The organism is Anaerovibrio slackiae, from assembly GCF_009695585.1.
GTDB lineage: Bacteria > Bacillota > Negativicutes > Selenomonadales > Selenomonadaceae > Anaerovibrio > Anaerovibrio slackiae.
This window is the reverse complement of sequence record NZ_VUNR01000008.1, coordinates 22,749-44,667: the sequence shown is the minus strand read 5'-3', so window position 1 is coordinate 44,667 and position 21,919 is coordinate 22,749. Positions and strand designations below refer to the sequence as shown.

18 protein-coding genes and 1 tRNA gene are annotated in these 21,919 nt (G+C 49.0%); 2 read left to right on the top strand and 17 right to left on the bottom strand.

The genetic code is table 11. The features are described 5' to 3' along the window. Nucleotides 1-361 precede the first annotated feature (361 nt). The 15 genes from ilvA to FYJ84_RS05665 all read right to left on the bottom strand — a co-directional run bounded on the left by ilvA (nt 362) and on the right by FYJ84_RS05665 (nt 17,526). Nucleotides 362-1,633 carry a threonine ammonia-lyase gene (gene ilvA, locus FYJ84_RS05735; protein ID WP_154406639.1) on the bottom strand — a complete coding sequence of 424 codons (1,272 nt, stop codon included), beginning with the start codon at nt 1,631-1,633 and terminating at the stop codon, nt 362-364. A gap of 117 nt (nt 1,634-1,750) precedes the next feature. Then, the gene (locus FYJ84_RS05730) at nt 1,751-3,952 is read right to left on the bottom strand and encodes a DUF262 domain-containing protein (RefSeq protein WP_154406638.1); all 2,202 of its coding nucleotides are present in this window, start codon (nt 3,950-3,952) and stop codon (nt 1,751-1,753) included. Nucleotides 3,953-3,967: 15 nt separating this feature from the next. Beyond that, nucleotides 3,968-5,659, bottom strand: a complete 1,692-nt coding sequence (locus FYJ84_RS05725; protein WP_154406637.1) for a DUF262 domain-containing protein — start codon at nt 5,657-5,659, stop codon at nt 3,968-3,970. Between the two features lie 32 nt (nt 5,660-5,691). Then, the gene (locus FYJ84_RS05720) at nt 5,692-6,672 is read right to left on the bottom strand and encodes an asparaginase (protein WP_235901366.1); all 981 of its coding nucleotides are present in this window, start codon (nt 6,670-6,672) and stop codon (nt 5,692-5,694) included. Between the two features lie 80 nt (nt 6,673-6,752). Further along, nucleotides 6,753-7,769 (bottom strand): PocR ligand-binding domain-containing protein, encoded by a 1,017-nt coding sequence (locus tag FYJ84_RS05715; protein WP_405739361.1) that lies wholly within the window; start codon nt 7,767-7,769, stop codon nt 6,753-6,755. Nucleotides 7,770-7,885: 116 nt separating this feature from the next. Then, a complete protein-coding gene (locus FYJ84_RS05710) occupies nt 7,886-8,806 on the bottom strand; it encodes a radical SAM protein (RefSeq protein WP_154406635.1) in 921 nt (306 codons plus the stop codon). Nucleotides 8,807-8,811: 5 nt separating this feature from the next. Beyond that, the gene (locus FYJ84_RS05705; protein ID WP_154406634.1) at nt 8,812-10,857 is read right to left on the bottom strand and encodes an LTA synthase family protein; all 2,046 of its coding nucleotides are present in this window, start codon (nt 10,855-10,857) and stop codon (nt 8,812-8,814) included. Beyond that, nucleotides 10,854-11,621, bottom strand: coding sequence for a DeoR/GlpR family DNA-binding transcription regulator (locus tag FYJ84_RS05700; protein ID WP_154406633.1), 768 nt, complete (start codon nt 11,619-11,621; stop codon nt 10,854-10,856). The genes FYJ84_RS05705 and FYJ84_RS05700 overlap by 4 nt, the downstream gene beginning before the upstream one ends. Nucleotides 11,622-11,807: 186 nt before the next feature. Beyond that, a complete protein-coding gene (locus tag FYJ84_RS05695) occupies nt 11,808-13,166 on the bottom strand; it encodes a ClC family H(+)/Cl(-) exchange transporter (protein ID WP_154406632.1) in 1,359 nt (452 codons plus the stop codon). Nucleotides 13,167-13,238: 72 nt separating this feature from the next. Beyond that, complete coding sequence (rpsR, locus tag FYJ84_RS05690) at nt 13,239-13,472, bottom strand: 30S ribosomal protein S18 (RefSeq protein WP_154406631.1); 234 nt, start codon at nt 13,470-13,472, stop codon at nt 13,239-13,241. 76 nt (nt 13,473-13,548) lie between these two features. After that, a complete protein-coding gene (rpsF, locus tag FYJ84_RS05685; RefSeq protein ID WP_235320480.1) occupies nt 13,549-13,833 on the bottom strand; it encodes a 30S ribosomal protein S6 in 285 nt (94 codons plus the stop codon). A gap of 339 nt (nt 13,834-14,172) precedes the next feature. Beyond that, nucleotides 14,173-14,248: transfer RNA gene (locus FYJ84_RS05680), tRNA-Gln, on the bottom strand. Between the two features lie 353 nt (nt 14,249-14,601). Next, entirely contained in the window at nt 14,602-15,267 is a 666-nt protein-coding gene (locus FYJ84_RS05675) for a uracil-DNA glycosylase (RefSeq protein WP_154406630.1), read from the bottom strand. A 235-nt stretch (nt 15,268-15,502) separates the two neighbouring features. Beyond that, nucleotides 15,503-17,215 carry a phosphoenolpyruvate--protein phosphotransferase gene (ptsP, locus tag FYJ84_RS05670; protein ID WP_154406629.1) on the bottom strand — a complete coding sequence of 571 codons (1,713 nt, stop codon included), beginning with the start codon at nt 17,213-17,215 and terminating at the stop codon, nt 15,503-15,505. Nucleotides 17,216-17,253: 38 nt separating this feature from the next. Next, nucleotides 17,254-17,526: an HPr family phosphocarrier protein gene (locus FYJ84_RS05665; protein ID WP_154406628.1), complete on the bottom strand. Its 273-nt coding sequence runs from the start codon at nt 17,524-17,526 to the stop codon at nt 17,254-17,256. A 308-nt stretch (nt 17,527-17,834) separates the two neighbouring features. Here FYJ84_RS05665 and FYJ84_RS05660 point away from each other — a divergent pair, with 308 nt between their 5' ends. After that, complete coding sequence (locus FYJ84_RS05660) at nt 17,835-18,869, top strand: tetratricopeptide repeat protein (protein WP_154406627.1); 1,035 nt, start codon at nt 17,835-17,837, stop codon at nt 18,867-18,869. A 25-nt stretch (nt 18,870-18,894) separates the two neighbouring features. Further along, complete coding sequence (locus tag FYJ84_RS05655; RefSeq protein ID WP_154406626.1) at nt 18,895-19,800, top strand: PRC-barrel domain-containing protein; 906 nt, start codon at nt 18,895-18,897, stop codon at nt 19,798-19,800. A gap of 131 nt (nt 19,801-19,931) precedes the next feature. Here the strand turns inward: FYJ84_RS05655 and FYJ84_RS05650 are convergent, their stop codons facing one another. Both FYJ84_RS05650 and FYJ84_RS05645 read right to left on the bottom strand, forming a co-directional pair. Further along, the gene (locus FYJ84_RS05650; protein ID WP_205764113.1) at nt 19,932-20,375 is read right to left on the bottom strand and encodes a PaaI family thioesterase; all 444 of its coding nucleotides are present in this window, start codon (nt 20,373-20,375) and stop codon (nt 19,932-19,934) included. Between the two features lie 484 nt (nt 20,376-20,859). Further along, complete coding sequence (locus tag FYJ84_RS05645; RefSeq protein ID WP_154406624.1) at nt 20,860-21,159, bottom strand: hypothetical protein; 300 nt, start codon at nt 21,157-21,159, stop codon at nt 20,860-20,862. Nucleotides 21,160-21,919: the final 760 nt, after the last annotated feature.

The window sequence follows — 21,919 nt, the reverse complement described above, 5'->3', positions numbered from 1 at the left end:
TTTCGTCAGCCTCCCGGCTCCCCCTTTTCAGGCTTGCTCGTAAAGTAGGATTAGTTGCTAAAGCTTCATACTAATTGGTGGCAGTTGTATTATTCTGTTGTATCTGTTCAGACACAAAGAGGGACAGGTGAGGCATGTACCCAAAGAAAACCTTGAGTGCAGCCTCGCTTCTTAGCGAGTGCGAGCGTAAGCGATGCAGGAGCTTAGAAGCGCGAGGCTGTGCTAAGAGCGAGAGCGAGTTTTCTATGGGTACTGCCGCTACCTGTCCCTTTTAAATGTCTGAACAGAGTCCACGAACTATCAAACTATTTCATTCAGTATATGCACGAAGTAACAAACCAGCACTACGATAAACTGAAATTTAATAAATCTTATCAATCACAAAGCCAGCATTTTCCAATGCCCTGATGATGCGCTGTACGTGCTCATGGCCGTGGGTTTCCACAGTAACATCCAGCGCCACCTTCTTGAAGCTGTCAGTAACCTTGGACTGGTTGTGGTCCAGCTTGATAACATTGGCATTTTCATCTGCCAAAATCTGGGAAACAGTCAGGAGCTGTCCCGGCTTGTCAGGCAGCTGCACCGAGAAGCAGAACACCCTGCCACGGGCAATCAAAGCCTTGTCAATCAGGGCAGAGATAGTGGAAATATCGATATTGCCGCCGCTGATGATAGCAGCCACCTTCTTGCCCTTGAACGGCAGCTTATTAAGTGCCGCCAGGCTCAGGGCACCGGCCCCCTCCGCAATCAACTTGTGCTTCTCAATCAAAGACAGCAAGGCAGACATGATTTCCATCTCGGAAACCGTAATAATCTGGTCAAGGTACTTTTTGCAGAAGGCATAAGTCAGATCACCAGGTGTTTTCACCGCACAGCCATCTGCCACGGTATCCACCATCGGCAGGGTTGCTACGCTGCCCTGCATAAAGGAAGTCTCCATGCAGGCTGCCCCCTCAGGCTCCACGCCGATAACCTTCACATGAGGATTAACCGCCTTGGTGGCAAGAGCCACACCGCTGGCGAAGCCGCCACCGCCAATCGGCACCAGAATAGCATCCACATCCTTCAGCTCGTCAATAATCTCCAGGGCAGTAGTTCCCTGGCCTGCCAGTACCTTCTGGTCATTAAAAGGATGAATGTACACATAGCCCTTTTTCTTCTGCAAATCCATGGACTTGGCATAGGCATCATCGAAGCTGTCACCGTAAAGAACCACCTCGGCACCATAAGCGCGGGTTGCCTCAACCTTCAGGATAGGCGTGGTAGCAGGCATGCAGATAATCGCCTTGCAACCCAGCTGCTGTGCTGCAAAAGCCACGCCCTGGGCATGATTGCCGGCAGAAGCGGTGATAACGCCCTTTTTCCTTTCCTCATAAGAAAGCTGGCTAATCTTATTATACGCCCCCCGCAGCTTGAAAGAGCCTGTATTCTGCAAATTCTCCGGCTTCAGATACACGCTGTTGCCACACAAATCCGAAAAATAAGGGCTCTCAATCAGCCTTGTCTTCCTCACCACACCATCCAGCTGCTTTGCGGCATGATACACATCCGCAATAGATGTATGCTCAAGAACCTCCTCAATAGTAGGCTCCGCTTTTCCTGCTGTCTTTGCTTCCTTTGCTTCCTCTGCCATAAATAATTGGCCTCCTTGTATCTCAATATCTATTATGAACTCTCCTAAAAATGCTGTGTTCCTAATAGAATAGCACTCAGGCAGGCTTATGTCAAACTACACAAAGATAATTTGCAATCATAAACCTGCCCTGCGGATGTATTTCTTTAGTCTGACCACTCTATCTTCTGTATCAATTCCTTTTTCATTTTGCTTGACAGATATTTTTCGTATTAATTGATCAGTTTTAAAATCACACAACAGATAACCACCATTTTCGCACATAATGTACCTATTACCATAAATAAGTATCTGTCCGCAATACTCTTCGGATAGATGTTCATCATCAGCTGCCTTTAAATATGGCATATATGAATTTTTTGAACACCGTAGTTTGGTTTGCATAACCAAAAAAAGATATGGTTGCTCTTCCGTGGCATCATTATATAGCTTGCCATCTTTTCCCGCCCGGTATACATCATACTTTACATAATAATACCGCCAAGGATATTCATGCTTCTCCTCACACTCTGCTATAAAATCATCAATTATTTTCTGCAACACATTATCATCAAAACTTTCACTTTTTGCCAGTAAATTCAACAAAACATTCTTTGTTTTAGCAAAATCAGAATTACCACTTCTATGAAAAAGTTTTCGCCACACTTCCTCCTTATCATATGATGCATATTGATACCTCCCAGAGTACTCCTTTTGCCCATAATCGCCTAGGCTCATCATGGCGCAATCTATTTTATCCATTTTTTCCTTGCTCCAATTAGAAAACAACGAAAAAAATCTGCCTGCATAGTCTAAATGCTCAAGCCCGATAATACCAATCTGCCCCCTAAGCAGATAATGGTCTTCTAGTTCAAACAAAATCTCTGCTTGCTCAGGGTGCTCATGCACAAACTTTATTTTTTTCTGTTCCTCTAGCAACTGATGCCAATTAAACGTACCCTTTTTTCGCTTAATCTTTTTTAACTTAGTCTTTCTAAAGATGTCAATCCTGCCATAAAGCATAATCGTATCCACCTGCGCCAAAATTGCCGGCATACGATTACGGTCACTTCTGTCAACTACTTCATCATTTGAATTTCGCACCAAATTGTCTATTATGCGTATTCTGCGAACAAATTCTTGCCTTGTCACCCTATCATAATTTTGCAAATAAACAATAATTGCATATAAACGCACTTTGTTACCTAAAACTAAACCTGTATCTCTATGCAGGCAATCCTCAAATATATCCTTTTTATCACCTGCAATTATCTTACCTGGTTCATGTTCATCACCTTCGGCAATAAATGATTTTAGAAATTCTGTCGGCGTATCATATCCCGGAATATCGCACCAGCAATCAAAAAATATCTCTAATGTATCTATATTCTCTCTTACAAACTCACTCTCTGCGAAAAAATATCTTTTGAGCAAATCAAATTCATCTCTGCTTTTCCCCTGCAACGATTCACCGCCCCTATAGCCAATAATATCACAAACAAATTTGAAATACCGCAAAAATTCATCATCTACTATATTATCAGCCACAGTACCTGTATGCCCATTACGATACCCCCAAAGCAAATCAGTCCATTCCCTGTCTATCTTGCCCATTATTCGCTTGGCTGCCACATCATCCACTTTTCGAAGTTCACGTTCAAGTTCTGCCTTGAAATGCTCAAACGCAGTCAGAGGCTTGCCACGGGAATTCATCTTTATATAAAGTTCATCAGTCATTCCCATAGCCCTGATAGGCAAAAAATAGAATGTGATGGCATTATTTTGGAGCTTTTCCCAAAGGTCACAAACCTCAGCAAATTTCTCAGCAATAGCATCCAGCATTACCAGCATCGCACTAACGGTAGGGTCTTTGAGCCAGTCAAGCGGAAACCATGCCTGATCTTTGATTTCTTTTGAAAGCTCACCATCAAAAGATGGCACAAAATTTACTAATTCCAGGCAGAAGTCCCTGGCAGTACACCTGGTTTCGTAACTAAATTTGTTTAAAAACTCACACTCCGTTATAGCTGACTTCCGGGCTGCATACCAATAAAGTAAAAACAAAGTAGTTAGCCGTTGCTGACCATCCAAAGGCGTCATAACACCGTTCACATCAATATCACCATATACAAAATCCAATGTTACCGGTTCTTCTGTAACAGCCCTATACAAAGAATCAAGAAAACGCTTTCTCACCCTTGCAATTTCCGGAGAAGTTCTTCCCTGAGCATAATCCCGCTGAATAACAGGAATAACAATCTTGTTTACCTGTATATTGCCCTGAGCATCTTCCACGCCAGTATCAAAAATATCAAAAAATGAATGAAGTTTTGCTTCCATATATTTTTCCTCGCTCTACTCAACTATTTTCTCCGGCAAATATTTATTCAATACCCTGTTAATGGCAGCGAGATACGCTTCCCGATCCGACTGGCCCCAGAAATGCAGTTGATTGTCAGCAGATGACGTATAATATTTTAGAAAAACCATTCTAGTACAAAATGGAATGTATTTACCTTCACTGTCCATTTTTATGATTTCATTACGCTTCACATCAAAGACAGAATTACTCAGTGCGGCATTGTCACTTGCTTTCAGCAGTGCCAAATTAGAAACAGAATGAATGTCGCCTATATTTCCTTTTTCAGACAGCACATCTATAGCTTCCTGCTGTATTTTATCAAAGTCCTCACCCCGCAAATCTGATTTATGGAGTGCCGCTTCCATTTTAGCTATTAGATTTTTCTCATTACCGGCTACAACTTTTATAGATTCAATATGCGTATTCAGCCATTCTTTCCATGCCTTTTTGTCCCTTAATCTATCGGATTGCTGGGCATGAATATGTTCCAAGCTCCATGCCACCTTGCCATTATCAATAACCTTAAATTTATCAAACGGAAACCATTGAGTATTTTCTTCAAAACTATGTACTGACTCCACATTGAATAAAAACAGCAACTTCCTTATTTTCTTCTTGTCAGCCGGATCATCATAGGTCAATCCTGAATGAATATCTTTCATGCTGTATTTTATACGACTATCAAGGTCATCAATGAATTTAGGCTTCGTCTTATTCAGGGACATGTTGTATATTTCCATCAAAGTTAATTCTTGAGCAGCAATAAGATAGCCTATTTTGTGATATAAATTATGATTTTCAAACCAATCTGTTAGCACTAAAAAGGTCTTATGAATTTTGCGCCATATCTCTTTAATAGAAATTTCCTGACGCATGTTATCAAAATAAAAAAATGTATAATATGTTTCTCCATTGCTTTTCTTTTTGCCAGCTACCAAATCAAGTACTAAATCAATTCTTGTTTGATAGCTGGCAATACTCTGATTAGTAAGGAAATACCAAAAATTATCCTTATGCAAGTCCCTTTCTATGTTATCCCACTGGAGAGCTATTTCCTGCCTCACATTCTCGTCAATTCCCAGCCGGGTATCCCTGCTCAAAAACATAGCCTTAACCAATTCCGCACTAGTCAGGGGAATTTTGCCTATATTCAACCGGGCAAATAACGATATGGCTTCATCATCGCTATCATTAACTTCATACCAAATAATTTGCACTTTTTCGTTAAAACATTTGTCAATGTTACCAAAAATCTGCTCATCCTTGTCTTTAAACCACTGTTCTATACTTTCATAGGCATTGCATATAAACCAAAAATCAATATTTTCTTCTTTTCTAGCCATATCCACAGACTGAAGGAAACTTGCTGATTTTTTTCTTGTAGCATATTCCAAAGAAAACTTAGGTGCATAACGTAAATCACCACTTACATTATTCATGTAACGATAAATAAGATAAATAGTAGTCAATCTTTGCTGCCCATCAATCAATTCATATTTGTTACCATTTTTTCTTACTACTACTGGCTGAAGATAATAACTATCTCCATCGCAGGAATAAATATCATCCAATAACCGAACAACCTCTGTCTTGCCCCAGCGATACCCTCTTTGATAAGAGGGAACAAAAAAATCTCCTTTTATCGTTCCCACCAGCCTGGATTCCAATACTATATCCTTCTCCATATACGTCATCCTTTCCCAAATTGATTAACAAATTAAAAATCTGTCAAATCCCTGCCTTCCCCCAGTGCCAGCATCAGCTTCACCGCCAGGGCCTCCACTGTAGCAGTGCCGCCGGAAATAACGCCATGCTGCATGGCCCTGACGCCTACCTCGTAGGTCTCAAGATGCACCCCGTCGTAAATGCACTGGGTAGTGCAGACCAGCACCACTCCCTTTTGAATGGCATAATCAATCATCGGCAGAAAGCTATGAGGCGACTCGTCCGTAGGCACACCGCCAGAACCAAAGGACTCCAGGATAATCCCCCTGTAGCCTGCATCAACTGCCAGCTTGAGCAGCTCCGGGCTGGTGCCAGGCAGCAGCTTCAGCACCATCACCCTGTCATCCAGCTGACGGTGCAGTCGGAAACTGCCGGAAGAAGGGCAGTCCTGCTGGTGCCACACCATTTTGCCTGCGGCAAAATCCATCACCCCTGCCTCCGGCCTGTTGATGCTGTGGAAAGCGTGGAACTCCTTGGAGTACAGCTTCTTGGCACTGTCCCCGAAAAGCACATGGCCGTCAAAGGCAAGAAACACCCCGGCCCTGCCGCTGGCAGCAGCATGAAATGCCGTCAGAAGATTCCTTTTGGCATCTGTCTCCGGGTGCTCCATAGGCAGCTGGGAGCCCGTCAGCACCACCGGCACCTTGACATTCTCCAGCATATAATAAAGGGCCGCTGCCGTATATGCCATGGTATCCGTGCCATGGCTGATAACAAAGCCGTCATAGGCATCATGCCTTTCTGCCACCGCCCCGGCAATCTCCTGCCAGTGGGCAGGGGTGAGATTGCTGCTGTCCAGCTGCATCAGCTGCACAAAATCAATGCTGCAAAGCTCCCCTGCTTCCGGCACGGCAGCTGCCAGCCCCTCCGCCCCCAGGGAGGGCATCAGCCCATTGCCGCTGTCCGAGCAGGCAATAGTCCCGCCTGTTGCAATAAAGCAAATCCTCTTTTTCATGCCAGGTTTCTTTTCCATGCAAATCCCCTTTTCCATGCAATACAATACCTTCCGACAAAAAAAGGCCGCCTGAAAAGACAGCCTTTTGAAAAAATATCTTATTTGTGGTTAGCCAGCTCCACCAGCTTGCCGGCAGTCTCAGACAGCCTGGTCAGCTCCTGTGCTACCTCGGCAATAGCGGAGGTCTGCTGGCCTACAATCTCAGAGGTTGCCTCGCCCTTGGAAACAGTCTCGTTTACGGACTCGCCAATCTGGTCGGTGAACTCCTGAATCTTGTCAACAGTCTCACGGGAGCTGTCAGCCAGCTTGCCGATTTCCTCGGAAACTACGGCAAAGCCTGCACCGGCAGTACCTGCACGGGCAGCCTCAATAGAAGCATTCAGGCCCAGGAGGCGTGTCTGCTTCGCAATATCCCTGATGAGGCTGGTGAACTCGTTGATCTTGCTGGAAATTGCGCTTACATTCTCAATCTCCTTATTCAAGCCCTTCTGATTCTCATTTACATCGTTGGCAGAAGCCGCCAGCTCCTCCATCGCTGCGGAAACATGCATAGCAGTCTCATTGATGGACTCAGCCATCTTCCTCAGCTGATACTGATAATGCCCCATCCGGGAGAAGGAGCTTGCCATCATGAACAGCACCTCTGCGGCATACTCCAGGCGCTCCCTTGGCATAATCTGAATCTTGCGCACTGCCTCCACATACTTCTCCGGGTCTGCGCCAATCTCCTTGGCATAGGCACGGAACTTGTCCTCATTAGGCGGTGCCGTCAGAATCTGGCCGCCCAGGATGGAACCAATCTGCTTGCCATCTACAATAATCGGCGCACCGAAATCATACAGGCCTGCATGGCACTCATACAGGGTAGGACGCCCGGTACGGGCAGCAGTCTCACCGCCATTTTTGTCGCACTGCTCGCAGCGGCGGCAACCCTCCGCAGTGCCACGGGTGTACTTCATGCAAAACTCAGACCAATCCGTAGGACGGGTAATCGGCTTGCCATCCGCATCCACAGTAACGGCAGTCATACCTACCGCTCTCGCAAAGTTATCCTGGAACTTCTGCAAGAAATCCATATCAAATACATCTTCTACGCGAACATCTTCTGCCACAATAACACACCTCTCCCTAATCATTCCTGAAATATCAAAGATACCCCTATAGTCTGCTACATACATTATACTAGCAATTGGAGCTCAAAACAATCCCAAATTTAATTTCTTAAATTCGTTTAAAACACACCGGCATCATCCCAGTCCGGCACATAGGCAGCATCTGCCGATGACCGCTCCTGCACAAAGCATCTGGTAAAGCCCAGCCCTGCCGCATAATCCGTCACCGACTCATACTCGAAGGTAGTCAGCCGCCGCGTAAGCTTGGGGAACTCCTTTGCCCGATACATGGGGGTATACTGGCTCATCAGGCTGAGATAAATATCATCCCCAAACTCTGACCACAGCCAGTCCAGAAGCTTCATGCTGTCCTTCCTGGCTCCCGGCAGCACCATGTGCCGCACCAGCACGCCGCCGGTCATGATACCGGCATCATTCAGCACTGGCGGCCCTGCCAGCTCCACCATCTTCTCGATAGCCCCGGAGGCTACGGCAAAGTAATCAGGTGCCCCGGAATACTGCCCGGACAAACTGCTGTCATAATACTTCAAGTCCGGCAGGAAAACATCCACGCTATCCTTCAGCATCTCCAGGGCGGTGATTGCTTCATAGCCGCTTGAATTGTACGCCACAGGCAAGGAAAGCCCCTCCTGCCGGGCAAAATAAATGCCGTTGATTATCTGGGGCGCATAATGGGTTGGCGTCACCAGATCCAGCACCGCCGCCCCTGCCGCCTGCTGCCTGAGGAAAAGCCTGCCCAGCTCCTCATCAGACACCGCCACCCCCTTTTCCTGATGGCTGATTTCATAATTCTGGCAAAAGACGCAGCGCAGGCTGCAGCCGGAAAAGAACACCGTACCGGCACCCTTTTCCCCTGTCAGCACAGGCTCCTCCCACGGGTGAAGGCTCACCTTGGCCACTACCGCCCTGTCACCGCCGCCGCAGGCACCCTTGCCCAGCAGCCTGTTTGCACCGCACTGCCTCGGGCACAGCTGGCAGTTTGCCAGCAGGCTGTCCCTTGCCTCTTTAGCCAGCAGCATACGCCTCACCGCCCTTCCAGCAAACGCTCATCCAGCACCGGCCCGTACTTGGGCCGCCACCAGGACACGCTGCGCACGGTGTCAATATACCGCTGCAACGCCGCCTGGTCAAAGCCCCGCCCCTGGCTGCCCTCAATCTGCACAGGCTCCAGAGGCACCCTGTCCGCCTCGCCTATAAAGTCACGGGTAATCCAGAAACCGTAATTGACACCCTGGCGGTTGTCCCTGGAAAGGCTCGCCCCCACAGCATAATACTCAAATCCCTTCGGGGCAATCAGCTCAATCAGCGTCGGGCCAATATCAATCTGGCTGCCGGCGCTGTCAGGCAGCAGGATGCCTTTATGCACTCCCTTGCCCGTTACGATAAACGGCACTGCATACCGCTCGTACATGGAAGGGGTCTTATCGATGTTGTACCTGTCCGCATGGTCTCCCACAATCATTATCAGGCACTCCGGGTAATGCTCCTTCAGGGCAGCCACCAGCCTGGCCATTTCCCGGTCAGCATACCAGTAATGCCCCAGCTCCCGCAGGAGCCATTCATCCCCCTGAACCTCCTTGGGCAGAACGCGGCGCACCGCCTCCTCATCAAAGCCCTTGCCTGCCACATCCACGCTATAAGGGGAATGATTGGAGGCATTCATAATCACGTTGAAGCTCTCCCTGTCGGGGGAAACCTCCTTCAGCACCTGGTCATACAGGTACTCATCATCGCAGCCCCAGACACTGCCCTCCGCCGACTCAGGCATATCCCCCCTGCCATAAAAATGCTGGAAGCCCTGGGCCCTGGTAAAGGCCCCGATGCGCTCCCAGGTGGCAGGCCCTGCATACCAGAAGGCCGTCTCATAGCCCAGCCGCTCCATCTGAGGTGCCAAGGCCGTAATATAAGGTGCCCCGAAGGACTCAGGCATGGTGGTCAGATAAAGGTTGGCATCCGCCAGCCCCGTCACCACCCCGGTCAGTGCCGAAATGGTGCTGGCACCGTTAGGCAGCATAGCAGGGCAGTAATCCGTATCAGGCTCCGCAATCAGCCGCCGCATGCCCTCTGCAATATGCAAATCCGCATACTTGTCCAAAAGAGGCCAGTTGGCATAGCTCTCGGACACCAGCAAGAAAATCTGCTTGGGCTTTGCAATAGCTGCACCACCGGCACTGCGCCTCAGGTAATCATCCAGGTTGTCGCTGTCAGGCGGCAGTCCCGCCCTTGCTGCCGCCAGATTTTTAATCTGCTCTGCCGTAAAATTTAATCCGTTGCACGCCAACAGGCGGTTATTCATACGATAACCGCGATAGATAGCCTGATAATCATCGAGAATTGCCTCATTCATAAAGGCATCGTTGGTAACGCCTACATTTTCCCATTCCAGGGCCGTTTCCCAGCCCCAGCTGCCGCCAAAAATCACCAGCCGCCCCAGCACATAGAGCACCGCTGCCAGGATAACGCCCCTGCACCAGCTCCCATGCCGAAAGCGCAAAAAGCCACCAAAAGAACCGGGCGCAGCCGCTTCCCTGTAGGAAACCCCCATCACCCTGCGAGTCCTGCCATCAGCCTCGCTTGCGCTGAAGCTGCCGAGCATCACATACATAAGCCGCCACAGGCCGTAGCCAAGGAGCAGCGCCCCTGCCAACCTGAGAGGCAGGTTGAACTCCTGCACCAGGGACACCAGCAGGGCATACATATCATCGTTGCCCGCGTTAAACAAGAGCTGATGAAACCGGCTGTGAAACTGCCGGTAATAGGGAAAGCTTGCCACAAAGAGAATAGAGGTAACAGACAGCACCAGCCAGCTGAGAAGCCGTTCCGCTCCCTGCCCCAGCCGCCGGGAAAATGCCGTCACTATACCGGCAGGCACCATGGTCAAAAGCACCAGCACCCCAGCCGTCTGAATACTGAGCCTGGTACCCAGCCACAGGGCGGTGACCAGCTCCCCGGCTCCCGTACCGGCTCCCCAATACTCCTGCAGCCACAGACAGAACACCAGCCTGCAAAGAGAAAGGACTGAAAGATAAAAGCAAAATACCTTCAGTCCCCTGCATATATACCTTATCATGGCACAATAAGCTCTACACCATGCCGTGCCAGAGCCTCGCAAACCTTCTCAGACGGCATAGAATCCGTGATAAGCCCGGACAGGGTATCAAGAGTCGCATAGTTGTAGTTGCCGTCCGTGCTGAGCTTCCTGGCCTCTGCCACCACATAGGCACGCTTGCTGACGCGGATAATCTGCGCCTTGTTGATGCCGTCCTCAATATCGTAGGTGGACACGCTGTTCTCCATAGCATCTACACCGATAGCGCCCACAAAAGCAATATCAGGCTTCAGCCTGGAGATAAAGTCCATGGTCATGCCGCCCCAGAAGCCGTCACGGCTCTTGTTTATCTTGCCGCCGGCAAAGACCACGCGGATTTTCGGATGATTGGCAAGAATCAGCAGGATGTCAATCATATTGGTCACGATGGTCAGCTCACGCTGGTCCTTGGCCAAAAGCTCCGCAATGGCAAGATTGCTGGTGGAAATATCCAGAAATACCATATCCCTGTCATGAATGAGCTTCACCGCAGCATGGGCAATGCGCCTCTTGGCATCCACATCAGTGGTCTTGCGCTTGCTGATTTCAATCACATGGTTATTCTCGCGCAGTACCACGGCACCGCCATAGGTACGCTTCAGGCGGCCCTGCTTCTCCAGGGACCCCAGATCCTTGCGGATACAGTCCTCCGTCACACCAAACTTCTCGCTGAGCTCCTTTACGCGCACCTTTCCTTCGGCATTCAGCATGTTCATAATGCTTTCCTGACGTTCTTCCAAAAACATGATATCACACTCCCAATTTCTCTAAACCTATATTTTCAATTTGTGCACATGTGCACATAGTACCTATCACGATTGTTCAATTTTTATTCAACAATGCCCAATAATTCCAATTTCCTATTATTTTACACGGAATATTGCTTTTTATCAAGTAATATTTTTATCTATTGTTTATATGGGAATACTGTCCTATTTTATTACACTTTTCTTTATTTTGTCAACTCTTGATAAAATTTTCTTTTCCCTGCCCTTATTTCTGCGCAGCAGCCTGCCCAAAAGCTCACCATACACAGGCCTGCCGCCGGTCAGATCGGAAACGGCATAGGCAGACAGAGATACTATCAGAAGCGCCAGCATGTGCTGGAATGAGCCTGTCATCTCCATAATCAGCACGCTGCCTGTCACCGGGGACTTGACCACCACGGCAAAATAAGCCGCCATGCCGAAGACAATCATATCCGGCAGGTACATGGCAGGAAAAAGCCCGGCAGCTGCCAGCAAATGTCCGAAAATTGCACCGCCCAGCGCCCCCAGCACCAGCATGGGCAGAAAAATCCCTCCCGGCACCCCGGAGCCGAAGCACAGCATGGTAAACAAAAACTTCCCGGCAAAAAGCAGGCAGAGAAATGCCAGGCTATAGCTCTCCACCGCCAGGGCATCCACCAGCCGGTTGCCGCCTCCCAGAATCTCCGGCAGCACAAAGCCAAGGCATGCCGCCAGCAGCAGGGGCAGCAGCGGCTTGCACATCCCCTTCAGCCCCAGCCTCTCATAAAAATCCTGTGCCCAAAGCAGGGAAGGGTTAAACATCCTGCCCAAAGCTCCCACAAAAAGCCCCTGGACTGCCAGCCAGCCCAGCATATCAAGGGGCATAGGCAGAAGATATCCCAGGGAAAATACAGGACTGCTGCCAAAAAACAGCTCCGTCACCGCCGCAGCCGTCACCGCTGCCGTAATGGACACCAGAAGCCCGGCAGCTGAAAAGGTGCGCTGCAGCTCCTCCAGCCCGAAAATCACCCCGGCAAAAGGCGCATTGAAGGCAGCTGCCAGGCCGGCACCGGCTCCTGCCACCAGCAGGGTTCTCGCCTCCAGCCCCCTGTCAGAGCTTTGGCTGAGGCGTCCTATGCCCTGCCCGGCACAGGCGCCAATCTGCACGCTGGGGCCTTCCCGCCCCAGGGACATGCCGGCACCGATAGCCAGCACGCCCCCTGCAATCTTCGCCACCATGACAGAGGCCCAGCCCATGGACATCCTCCCCATCAGGATTCCCTTCACCTGGGGGATGCCGCTGCCGGTGCACATAGGCTCCCGAGCCACGATTTTGGCCAGCAGCCAGGCTATAGCCACAAAGGCAGCCACATATAAAAGAGGAAAAAGCCACCTGCCCTCCCCGGCGGCCAGCCTGATATTTTCATATACAATCTGCCTGAAATCCTCGGAGGCTCCCAAAAGATAGCGGAAAACACCCACGGACAATCCTGCGGCAAGCCCCGTGCCACAGCCCTCCAGTATCAATCTCAGGCGAAAACGTCTCTTTACATTCCTGCTCATAAATTCCTGCCCACATTTATTTATCTTCACAACACAAAAAGGAGTCCCCTTGCGGAGACCCCTCATTATCACTTATTCAGCAGTGAAAGGCAAGAGTGCAATGTTGCGTGCACGCTTGATAGCAACGGTTACCTGACGCTGATGCTTGGCACAGTTGCCGGAAATGCGGCGAGGCAAAATCTTGCCACGCTCGGTAATGTAACGACGCAGCTTAGCTACATCCTTGTAATCAATCTGCTCAACCTTATCTACGCAGAAACTGCAAACCTTTTTACGAGGTCTTCTGCTTCTATCACGCTTGATCAAAGTATATTCCCTCCTTCAATATGGAATATCATCCCGTGCTGCTCACGGAACGTCACCCTTCATGGACAGCCATGAATTAGTCCTCTGCTTTAACAATCATGTGCTTCAGGAGCTCATCGGTAATCTTCATTACACGATCAGCCTCAGCCACACATGCAGGCTCTGCTGTTACGTTCAGCAGTACATAGTAGCCCTCGGTGCAGTCCTTAATCTCATAAGCAAGACGCTTCTTGCCCCAGCGATCCTCGCTGTCAACTGTACCGCCATTGTCAGCAATCAACTTGGTGAACTTCTCAACTACAGCGTTGGTTGCTTCTTCCTCCATTGGTTTAACAATGAATATGACTTCGTACTTTCTCACGAAATCACCTCCCTCTTTGGTCTTTGGCCCCCTCCTTCACGAGAGAGCAGAGAAAGTTTACAAATGTTATTTGCAACTATCCTGTCCTTTTGACTGAATGAGTATATCATGGATTGAGATTTTGTGCAAGCAATTTTTTTATTTTTTCCTGCAGCCAGCCCGGAGCCATCGGGATTTTTGCTGCGAGCTTCCGTCCCCCTGAAAAACCGTTCGGTCACCAAAATCATGACCATCCCGGAATGCTACAAATACTGCAACATTCCCGTTGCCCTTTATTAAAATATGCTATTGCATAAAACAAAAAGCACACCTAATGCCTCAGGTGTGCTCAAATTTCAATGGCAGGGGTAGCTGGACTCGAACCAACGCATGCTGGATTCAGAATCCAGTGCCTTACCAACTTGGCGATACCCCTATAAATCATATACTGTTGTGTCGTGAACAAAAAGTATTATACGACAAATTCATCTCCTTGTCAAATATTTTTTTTAAATTCCATTTTGTACAGCGGCCGGCAGTAGCAGGTCTCGTCAGCCTCCACGCTCCCCCTTTTCAGCTTTTTCGTAAAGTCAGATTGATTACCATGACATCGTACAGCAGAGTATAGTTGATAGCTACGTGCATATCTGTTCAGACAAAAAGAAGGACAGATACTGCCGCTACCTGTCCCTTTTAAATGCCTGAACAGAGTCCACGAACTATCAAACCATTTTAGTCAGTATGTGCACGAAGTAACAAACCGGCACTACGACAAACTGAAATTTAAATTTACAATTGCCAATTGATCGGTGTCTCCCCCACAGACTCCAAAAAGCGGTTAACCCTGGAAAACGGCCTGCTGCCAAAGAATCCCCGAAAAGCTGATAAAGGACTCGGATGTGCCGACTCCACCACCAGGTGCCGCGAATTGGTAATCATAGCCTTCTTCCGCCTGGCCGGTGCCCCCCACAGCACAAATGCCACAGGCTTCTCCCGCTCATTCAAAAGCGAGATAATCTTGTCCGTAAAAATCTCCCACCCCTTGTCCCGATGGGAGTTCGCCCTATGAGCCTGCACAGTCAGCACCGTATTCAAAAGCAGCACTCCCTGCCTTGCCCATGGTTCCAGACAGCCAGTATCCGGCGTATGGCAGCCCAAATCCGTTTCCAGCTCCTTAAAGATATTTATCAAGGACGGCGGCGGCGGTACATTGGGCAGCACTGAAAAGCTCAGTCCATGAGCCTGCCCCGGCTCATGATATGGGTCCTGCCCCAGTATCAATACCTTAGTATCAGCATAGCTGGTATAATGCAAGGCATTAAAAATGTCGTACATGCCTGGAAATACCTGCACCGTCCTGTACTGATTAATCAAAAACTGCCTCAGTTCCCGATAATAAGGCTTCTGCATTTCCTCCGTCAGGTACTGTTCCCAATCATTCTTGAATATCCGCATGCTGCCATCTCCCACCAAACACAAACAAAAAATCATTGACACAGTTATTATTCTACTATGTACCAGTCAAAAAATAAAGCCGCGCACACAAAAAGCAGCCACCTGGCAAACCAGGCAGCTGCCTCTCATTAAACATCAGCTATACACAAAATTTTGGAACTTATCCACAATTTTATCCACATCGTGGCTATATACTGTGCATAACCTGTCATTTATCCACACCTATCAACACCTATCAGCGTTCCATAGCCTCCTGGAGATACTTGAGCACCTGCTCACCAGTCTCCATCTCCATAACCTTGGCAAGGTGCCCCTTGGCCTCCTCAAAGGTCACAGACCTGATCATTTCCTTGACGCGCGGAATAGACGGTGCACTCATGCTCAGCTCGTTGATGCCCATAGCCATCAGGATAACAGCGGCATACGGGTCGCTTGCCATCTCACCGCACATGCCGGCCCAGATATCATGGTCGTTAGCGGCCTTGATAGTACGATGAATCAGCTGCAGCACAGCCGGATGGAAGTGATTGTAGAGATAATGCACATTCGGATTTACACGGTCTACAGACAAGGTATACTGAACCAAATCATTAGTACCGATGCTGAAGAAATCCACATACTTGGCAAAGGTCGGTGTCATCACTGCTGCCGCAGGTGTCTCAACCATGATACCAAGCTGCACGCTCTTGGAGTATTCCTTGCCCTCATCCTCCAGCTCCTGCATTGCCTCCCTTACGAAAGCCCTCAGGCGCAGGATCTCATCAACGCTTACCACCATCGGTGCCATAATGGCAGCCTTGCCATACACACCGGCACGAAGGATAGCCTTCAGCTGCGGCATGAACAAATCACGGCGGTTCAGGCTGATGCGGATAGCACGATAACCCAGGAACGGATTATCCTCATGAGGAATGTTCAGGTAAGGCAGCGGCTTATCACCGCCGATATCCATGGTACGGATAACGCACAGCTCGCCGTTGCACGCCTCAATAGCCTTCTTGTAGCTCTCGAACTGCATTTCCTCGGAAGGGATATCCTCCCTGCCCATAAACACAAACTCGGAGCGGAACAGGCCTACCCCCCTGTTGCCGTACTTGGCAGCGTTGGCGGCATCATTCGGGCTGCCGATGTTGGCAGCCAACTGAACCTCCACGCCATCCTTGGTAACAGCAGGCAGATCCCTCAGGGCAGCATAGCGGGCCTCAGCCTCTTTCTGCTGCTTCAGCTTCTCCATGTACTCCAGCAGGGTAGCCGGATCAGGGTCAATAATAATCAAGCCCTTGTGCCCGTCCAGAACCACCTTGGCACCCTCCGGAATCTCATCCGTCTGATGCTCGATGCCTACAACTGTAGGAATCGCCCTGGACTTGGCAATGATAACTGCATGGCAGGTGGTACTGCCCTGCCCCATAATAACGCCGGCAATCTTGTCATCAGGCACACCGGCAATTACGGATGGCTCTACCTCATAGCCGCAAAGCACAACCATATCCTCGCCCACCTCAGGCTCCTTGATACCCAAAATCTTGCGGGCGATGCGCTTGCTCACATCCAGCACATCGGCTGCACGCTCGCGCAGGTATTCGTCATCCATGGACTGGAAAATTGCCGCAGACTCAGCAGCGGATGCCAATACAGCAGCCGGGGCATTGCCCATCTCCTCAATCTTGGCAGTCATGCCGTCAGTAAGCATAGGGTCCTGTGCCAAGAACATGTGAGCTTCCATTATGTTGGCCTGCTCGTCATGACCGGCAGCCCTCATCTGCTCCACGCTCTTTTCCAGAACATCTGCAACCTCAGCAACAGCTGCATTCAGCTTTTCCAGTTCTTCCTCCACCGTTCCCGGCTTGTACGCTGCCAAATGGCCATCCAGTGCCTGACCGGCCTTCATGATCTTACCAATGGCAACGCCTGGAATTGCTCCCATTCCTTGCAATTTTTCTGGCATAATTAATCCGTCCTCCCGAAATTTGATACTTGCTTCAATTAGTCCTCACCAAAACCGGACGTAATCATGCCACCAAACTTCTCAATAGCTGCATCCTCATCTGGGCCGTCTGCAGTAACAGTCAGTACAGTGCCCTTCTTGGCCTGCAGGGTCATGATGCCCATCAGGCTCTTGGCATCAGAGTTCTTGCCGGTAGCAGCCACAGACAGAGTAATCTTGGACTTAAAGGCTCTTGCCTCCTTGGCAATCTGTCCTGCCGGACGAGCATGCAAACCCTGAGCATTAATGATAGTGAAATTTTCTTCGCGCATTTTTACCCCTCATTTCTTAGATTGTGATATACTAAATATAATAATATTATACTTTCGTTGATTATTTAATTCGACATTAATACAAAATTCCCTGCTTTTCAGAGAAAAAAACTCGAAAAATCTCAAAATTTGTGTACATCGTCGCAATTTATCAACGAAATAAAGTCTCGCTGTATTATTGTACAGGGATTGTGCAAGATTTGCAAGCCTAAAACAATACAAATCAAAAAAATAATTGAAAAAATAAAAATTTCTCCTCATTCATGGTATAATGGACAGGAAAATTGTAAAATCGTGGTGATTATATTGTGATGTTTTTCATTATTGCCGCAAGCGTAATGTCCCTGCTGATTGTGTCCATTCACAGGCTGGCAAGGCATTTCGGTTGCGAGCTGCCCTTATCCTCTTTGGTTTTATGCGGGCTTTGTGCCATAGTAATCAACTTTGTCATCATCTCGGTAACACCGTTCCTGACAAAATCATATTACTATACTGCCGGGGCGATGATTACCTTTGCAGCCTTCGGCACAACCTGCTATAATAAATACTGGCTGCACAGAAAACTGCGCCCGGCTGGACCGGCTGTGCTTCCGGTGATGCCTCAGGAACAGGATCAGGCGCAAATGCTAGTGCCAGAGCAGGAAGCAAAGGAAGCTAGGGCAGAGCATTTCCTGGCTGCCGACATACAGCCGGAAGTCAATGCCGAACCTGCGGCAGCTCCTGACCTGCCGCCAACTACACAGGAGGAACCTGTTCCAGCTGCTGATATGCTGCCGGATGAGACACAGGATGAGCCTGCTCTGCCTCCTGATATACCGCAGGATGCACATGACGAGCCTGTTCCTGTGGACGCTGATGAGGAAACCAATGGTACACCTGCGGAGGCCGATGAAGAAGCCGAAGCCGATAAGGAAGCTGATGATGACATGGCTGCTGCACTGACTGCCATGACCACCATGACCACCATGGACCAGCTGCTGGACTTTGCCTTTGAGCACAGCATGCAGAAAAATCACACCGTGGCACTGGCAGCCTACAGGGAAGCCCTTACCCGCTACCGGGAGGACAGCTATGCGCCCTTCATCGTTGTTTCCATTGCCAACATACACAAGGAGCTGGGCAACTATCAGGCGGCCATCGACAGCATCCAGTCTGCCATGGACCTGCCTGCCCTGCAGGAAAACGAATCCATCAGGAATCAGTTTGAGGACACGCGCCTCTACCTGACGATTACCCGGAAGGTACTGCACAGGGCAGGGGTGGACAGCATATCCTTCAAGGATATCCCGAAAAAATATATGTCACAAATCGAGTCTATCTACAATAGCAGAAAGTCTCGCTAAATAAAAAATTTCAGGAGGAATTCCCATGAAAAAAAGTATTGAAATCATCGGCTTGCCGGTAATCAGCATTACCGAGGGCCGGGAGCTGGGTATGAGCAAGACTCTGCTCATTGATGCCAAGAACGGCACTATTGCCGCCATCACCATCGAGGACGAGGATTGGTACAGGGGCGTAAAGCTGCTGCCATACTCCTCCGTCATTGCCATCGGTGAGGATGCCGTCACTGTTACCAACAGCGAAAACATCCTGACGCTGGAGGATGCAGGTGACTACGAGGCCATGATGGATGCCAATATAAAGATCATCGGCACCAAGGCCATCACCAAGTCAGGTACTATCCAGGGCAAGGTGGTTGAGATTTACGTTGGCGACAACGGCAAAATCGAGAAGTGCGAGATTGAAGCACGGGATGGCAGCCTGTCCGAAATCACTTCTGACCAGATTTCCATCTTCGGCAAGCAGGTAACTGTCATCGATTCCGACCTGGAAAAAAAAACTGAACTTATAGCACCCAAGGCTCCTGCTGAGGCCGTAGCAGCCCCAAAGGCTGAGGAAAAACCGGCAGCGGAGCCAAAGGCTGAGGCACCAAAGGCCGAGCCTGCCAAAGCAGAAGCACCTAAGGCTGAGCCAAAGGCGGCACCTGCACCGGCACCAGCCCCAAAGGCTGAACCAAAGCAGGAGGCAAAGCCTGCTCCAAAGGCAGAGCCTGCCAAGGCAGAAGCACCAAAGGCAGACCCTTCCATTCAGATGGCTGACAAGGCAACTGAGGAGCGCCATCGCCGTTTCCTGCTGGGCAAGACCGTTACCCGCAAGATCACCACTGATTCCGGTGTTGTGCTGGTAAACGAGGGCGATACCGTAACTGAGGAAGTTCTGCAGAAGGTAAAAATCGCCAACAAGTTCATTGACCTTTCCATGAACGTACAGTAAGTCAGCCTCTGGGCACTAAATATTGACAGGCAAAGGGCGGCATACCCGGCACGGGTTGCCGCCCTTTTTGTGTTCCATATATCCTGCACCTTATGCTGCATATCTGCATTATACAGCTTACTGCTTACAGCTTACAACTCCGCCACGCACTGCCCGATGACGAAGAAATTCGCCGTTGCCTTGCAGAGAACAGTCCCTTCCTCATCCCTGATTTCCGTCTCGCAGACCAGGGTTTTCCTGCCATTGTGCAGGATATGTCCCGTTGCTGTCAGATGCGCCCCCTCGCTGGCCGCCTTGAGAAAGAAGCTGTTCATGGACTGGGTTACCACCTTCTTGTTCACAGACAAGCAGGTGGCTCCCATGGCAGTATCCGCCAGGCTCATCAGCGCACCGCCATGAGCTATGTGATAAAAGTTGGACAGCTTTTCCTCCGACTCCATGGACAGGGTTACACGCCCCCGCTCCACGCTCTCCACCTTGATGCCCAATAGCTGCACATAAGGATTTTCATGATAAAAATTATGCAGATGAGCCAGAACCTGCTCATTGATTTCGTTGCTGGAATTATCCTCCATCTTGACCGCCTCCCCATGACAATATAGACTTAACAGACTCATTCTACAACAGTTGTCCAGAAATGGCTACACAAAAATTCATTAGACAATTAAATTTGCAAAATCGCTACTTTAGACCTATTATGTGCATCTCATGTATACAATGATACTAAAATCCGACTCCTTTAATAAAAAAGTCCAAAAAAATAATAATTATTGTTATACATTTTTCTTGACAATACAGGAAGAAAAGACTATACTATTCTCAGGTTAAAGAGATGGCCTCGCCGTTTTCCCGCACTTATTATTGATTGCGGCGTACGTCATATAACCGTTGGGCAGGGTGGAAGATTTTCCACCCTTTTCTCGTGCAAAAAATCAGGCGTACCGTGCTAAAAATGCCGCCCGGTACGCCTTTTTTGATGCCCCACATGCTCTGCCATCAGCCCATGCAAATCCTGCAAGCTCATGCAGTCTGTCCCCTGCCATGGATTTCCTGTGCAGCTCAGCCGATAATCTGTATCCTCTTTACGCCAAAGGCTTCCTTCAGGGCAGGAATGCAGTCCCTCTCCAAAAAGGTTCGCTGCATGATACCGCCGCTGACAATCAAGAGGGCATCCCCCCGCTTGTTGAAGGTCTGGATATTGCTGAACGCCCTTTTATATACCTCAGGCTCCAGAAGCTCCTGCAGCTTCCTGATGCCCTCTGCCAGCTCCGGCTTTTCACGCACCATGCGCACTTCAAAGGCATCCGCCGCCTCCGCTGACAAATGCCCGTTGCCCGTCAAATGATTCTTGTCAAACATGATTATATCCCCCGCTTTTTACAACTTTTTATAGCATTAATCTTCTACCTGGTATTATACGCCTTGACGATAGCCTTGTACATGAGATTTCAGTTTGTCGTAGTGCTGGATTGTAACTACGAGCATATATTGAATGAAATAGTTTGACAGTTCGTGGACTCTGTTCAGACATTTAAAAGGGACAGGTAGCGGCAGTACCCATAGAAAACTCGCTCTCGCTCTTAGCACAGCCTCGCGCTTCTAAGCTCCTGCATCGCTTACGCTCGCACTCGCTAAGAAGCGAGGCTGCACTCAAGGTTTTCTTTGGGTACATGCCGCACCTGTCCCTCTTTGTGTCTGAACAGATATGCACATAATAATCCAACTGCATTCAATTTAGTATGCAACTGTAGCAACTAATTCTGACTTTACGAGCAAGCCTGAAAAAGGGGAGCCGGGAGACTGACGAAACTTGCAATTGCCAACCGTTGCATAACATATAGTGCAAGTAAACAATTCTTCAGCCCAACAGTATACGTTGCATGGGATAAACTGCTAACCTTAGCATAAGAATATAGTGACATGTAAACAAGCCTGTTTATAAGAGCAGGTTGCCTTGCATAGTTGTTGGCAGTAGCAGGTCTCGTCAGCTCCCAGCCCCCCTATTTCAGGCTTATTCGTAAAGCTGTATGGGGCACTATGGTAGCAAATAATGTATGTGGTTCTGTCATTTTGTTTATATCTGTTCAGACAAAGAAAGGGATGAGTGAGGACAGTACCC

Bases quoted from the DNA above. Each gene is read 5' to 3' on its own strand.
- ilvA (WP_154406639.1), bottom strand. From the start codon at position 1,633: ATGGCAGAGGAAGCAAAGGAAGCAAAGACAGCAGGAAAAGCGGAGCCT.
- FYJ84_RS05730 (WP_154406638.1), bottom strand. From the start codon at position 3,952: ATGGAAGCAAAACTTCATTCATTTTTTGATATTTTTGATACTGGCGTG.
- FYJ84_RS05725 (WP_154406637.1), bottom strand. From the start codon at position 5,659: ATGGAGAAGGATATAGTATTGGAATCCAGGCTGGTGGGAACGATAAAA.
- FYJ84_RS05720 (WP_235901366.1), bottom strand. From the start codon at position 6,672: ATGGAAAAGAAACCTGGCATGAAAAAGAGGATTTGCTTTATTGCAACA.
- FYJ84_RS05710 (WP_154406635.1), bottom strand. From the start codon at position 8,806: ATGCTGCTGGCTAAAGAGGCAAGGGACAGCCTGCTGGCAAACTGCCAG.
- FYJ84_RS05705 (WP_154406634.1), bottom strand. From the start codon at position 10,857: ATGATAAGGTATATATGCAGGGGACTGAAGGTATTTTGCTTTTATCTT.
- FYJ84_RS05700 (WP_154406633.1), bottom strand. From the start codon at position 11,621: ATGTTTTTGGAAGAACGTCAGGAAAGCATTATGAACATGCTGAATGCC.
- FYJ84_RS05695 (WP_154406632.1), bottom strand. From the start codon at position 13,166: ATGAGCAGGAATGTAAAGAGACGTTTTCGCCTGAGATTGATACTGGAG.
- FYJ84_RS05675 (WP_154406630.1), bottom strand. From the start codon at position 15,267: ATGCGGATATTCAAGAATGATTGGGAACAGTACCTGACGGAGGAAATG.
- ptsP (WP_154406629.1), bottom strand. From the start codon at position 17,215: ATGCCAGAAAAATTGCAAGGAATGGGAGCAATTCCAGGCGTTGCCATT.
- FYJ84_RS05665 (WP_154406628.1), bottom strand. From the start codon at position 17,526: ATGCGCGAAGAAAATTTCACTATCATTAATGCTCAGGGTTTGCATGCT.
- FYJ84_RS05655 (WP_154406626.1), top strand. From the start codon at position 18,895: ATGAAAAAAAGTATTGAAATCATCGGCTTGCCGGTAATCAGCATTACC.
- FYJ84_RS05650 (WP_205764113.1), bottom strand. From the start codon at position 20,375: ATGGAGGATAATTCCAGCAACGAAATCAATGAGCAGGTTCTGGCTCAT.
- FYJ84_RS05645 (WP_154406624.1), bottom strand. From the start codon at position 21,159: ATGTTTGACAAGAATCATTTGACGGGCAACGGGCATTTGTCAGCGGAG.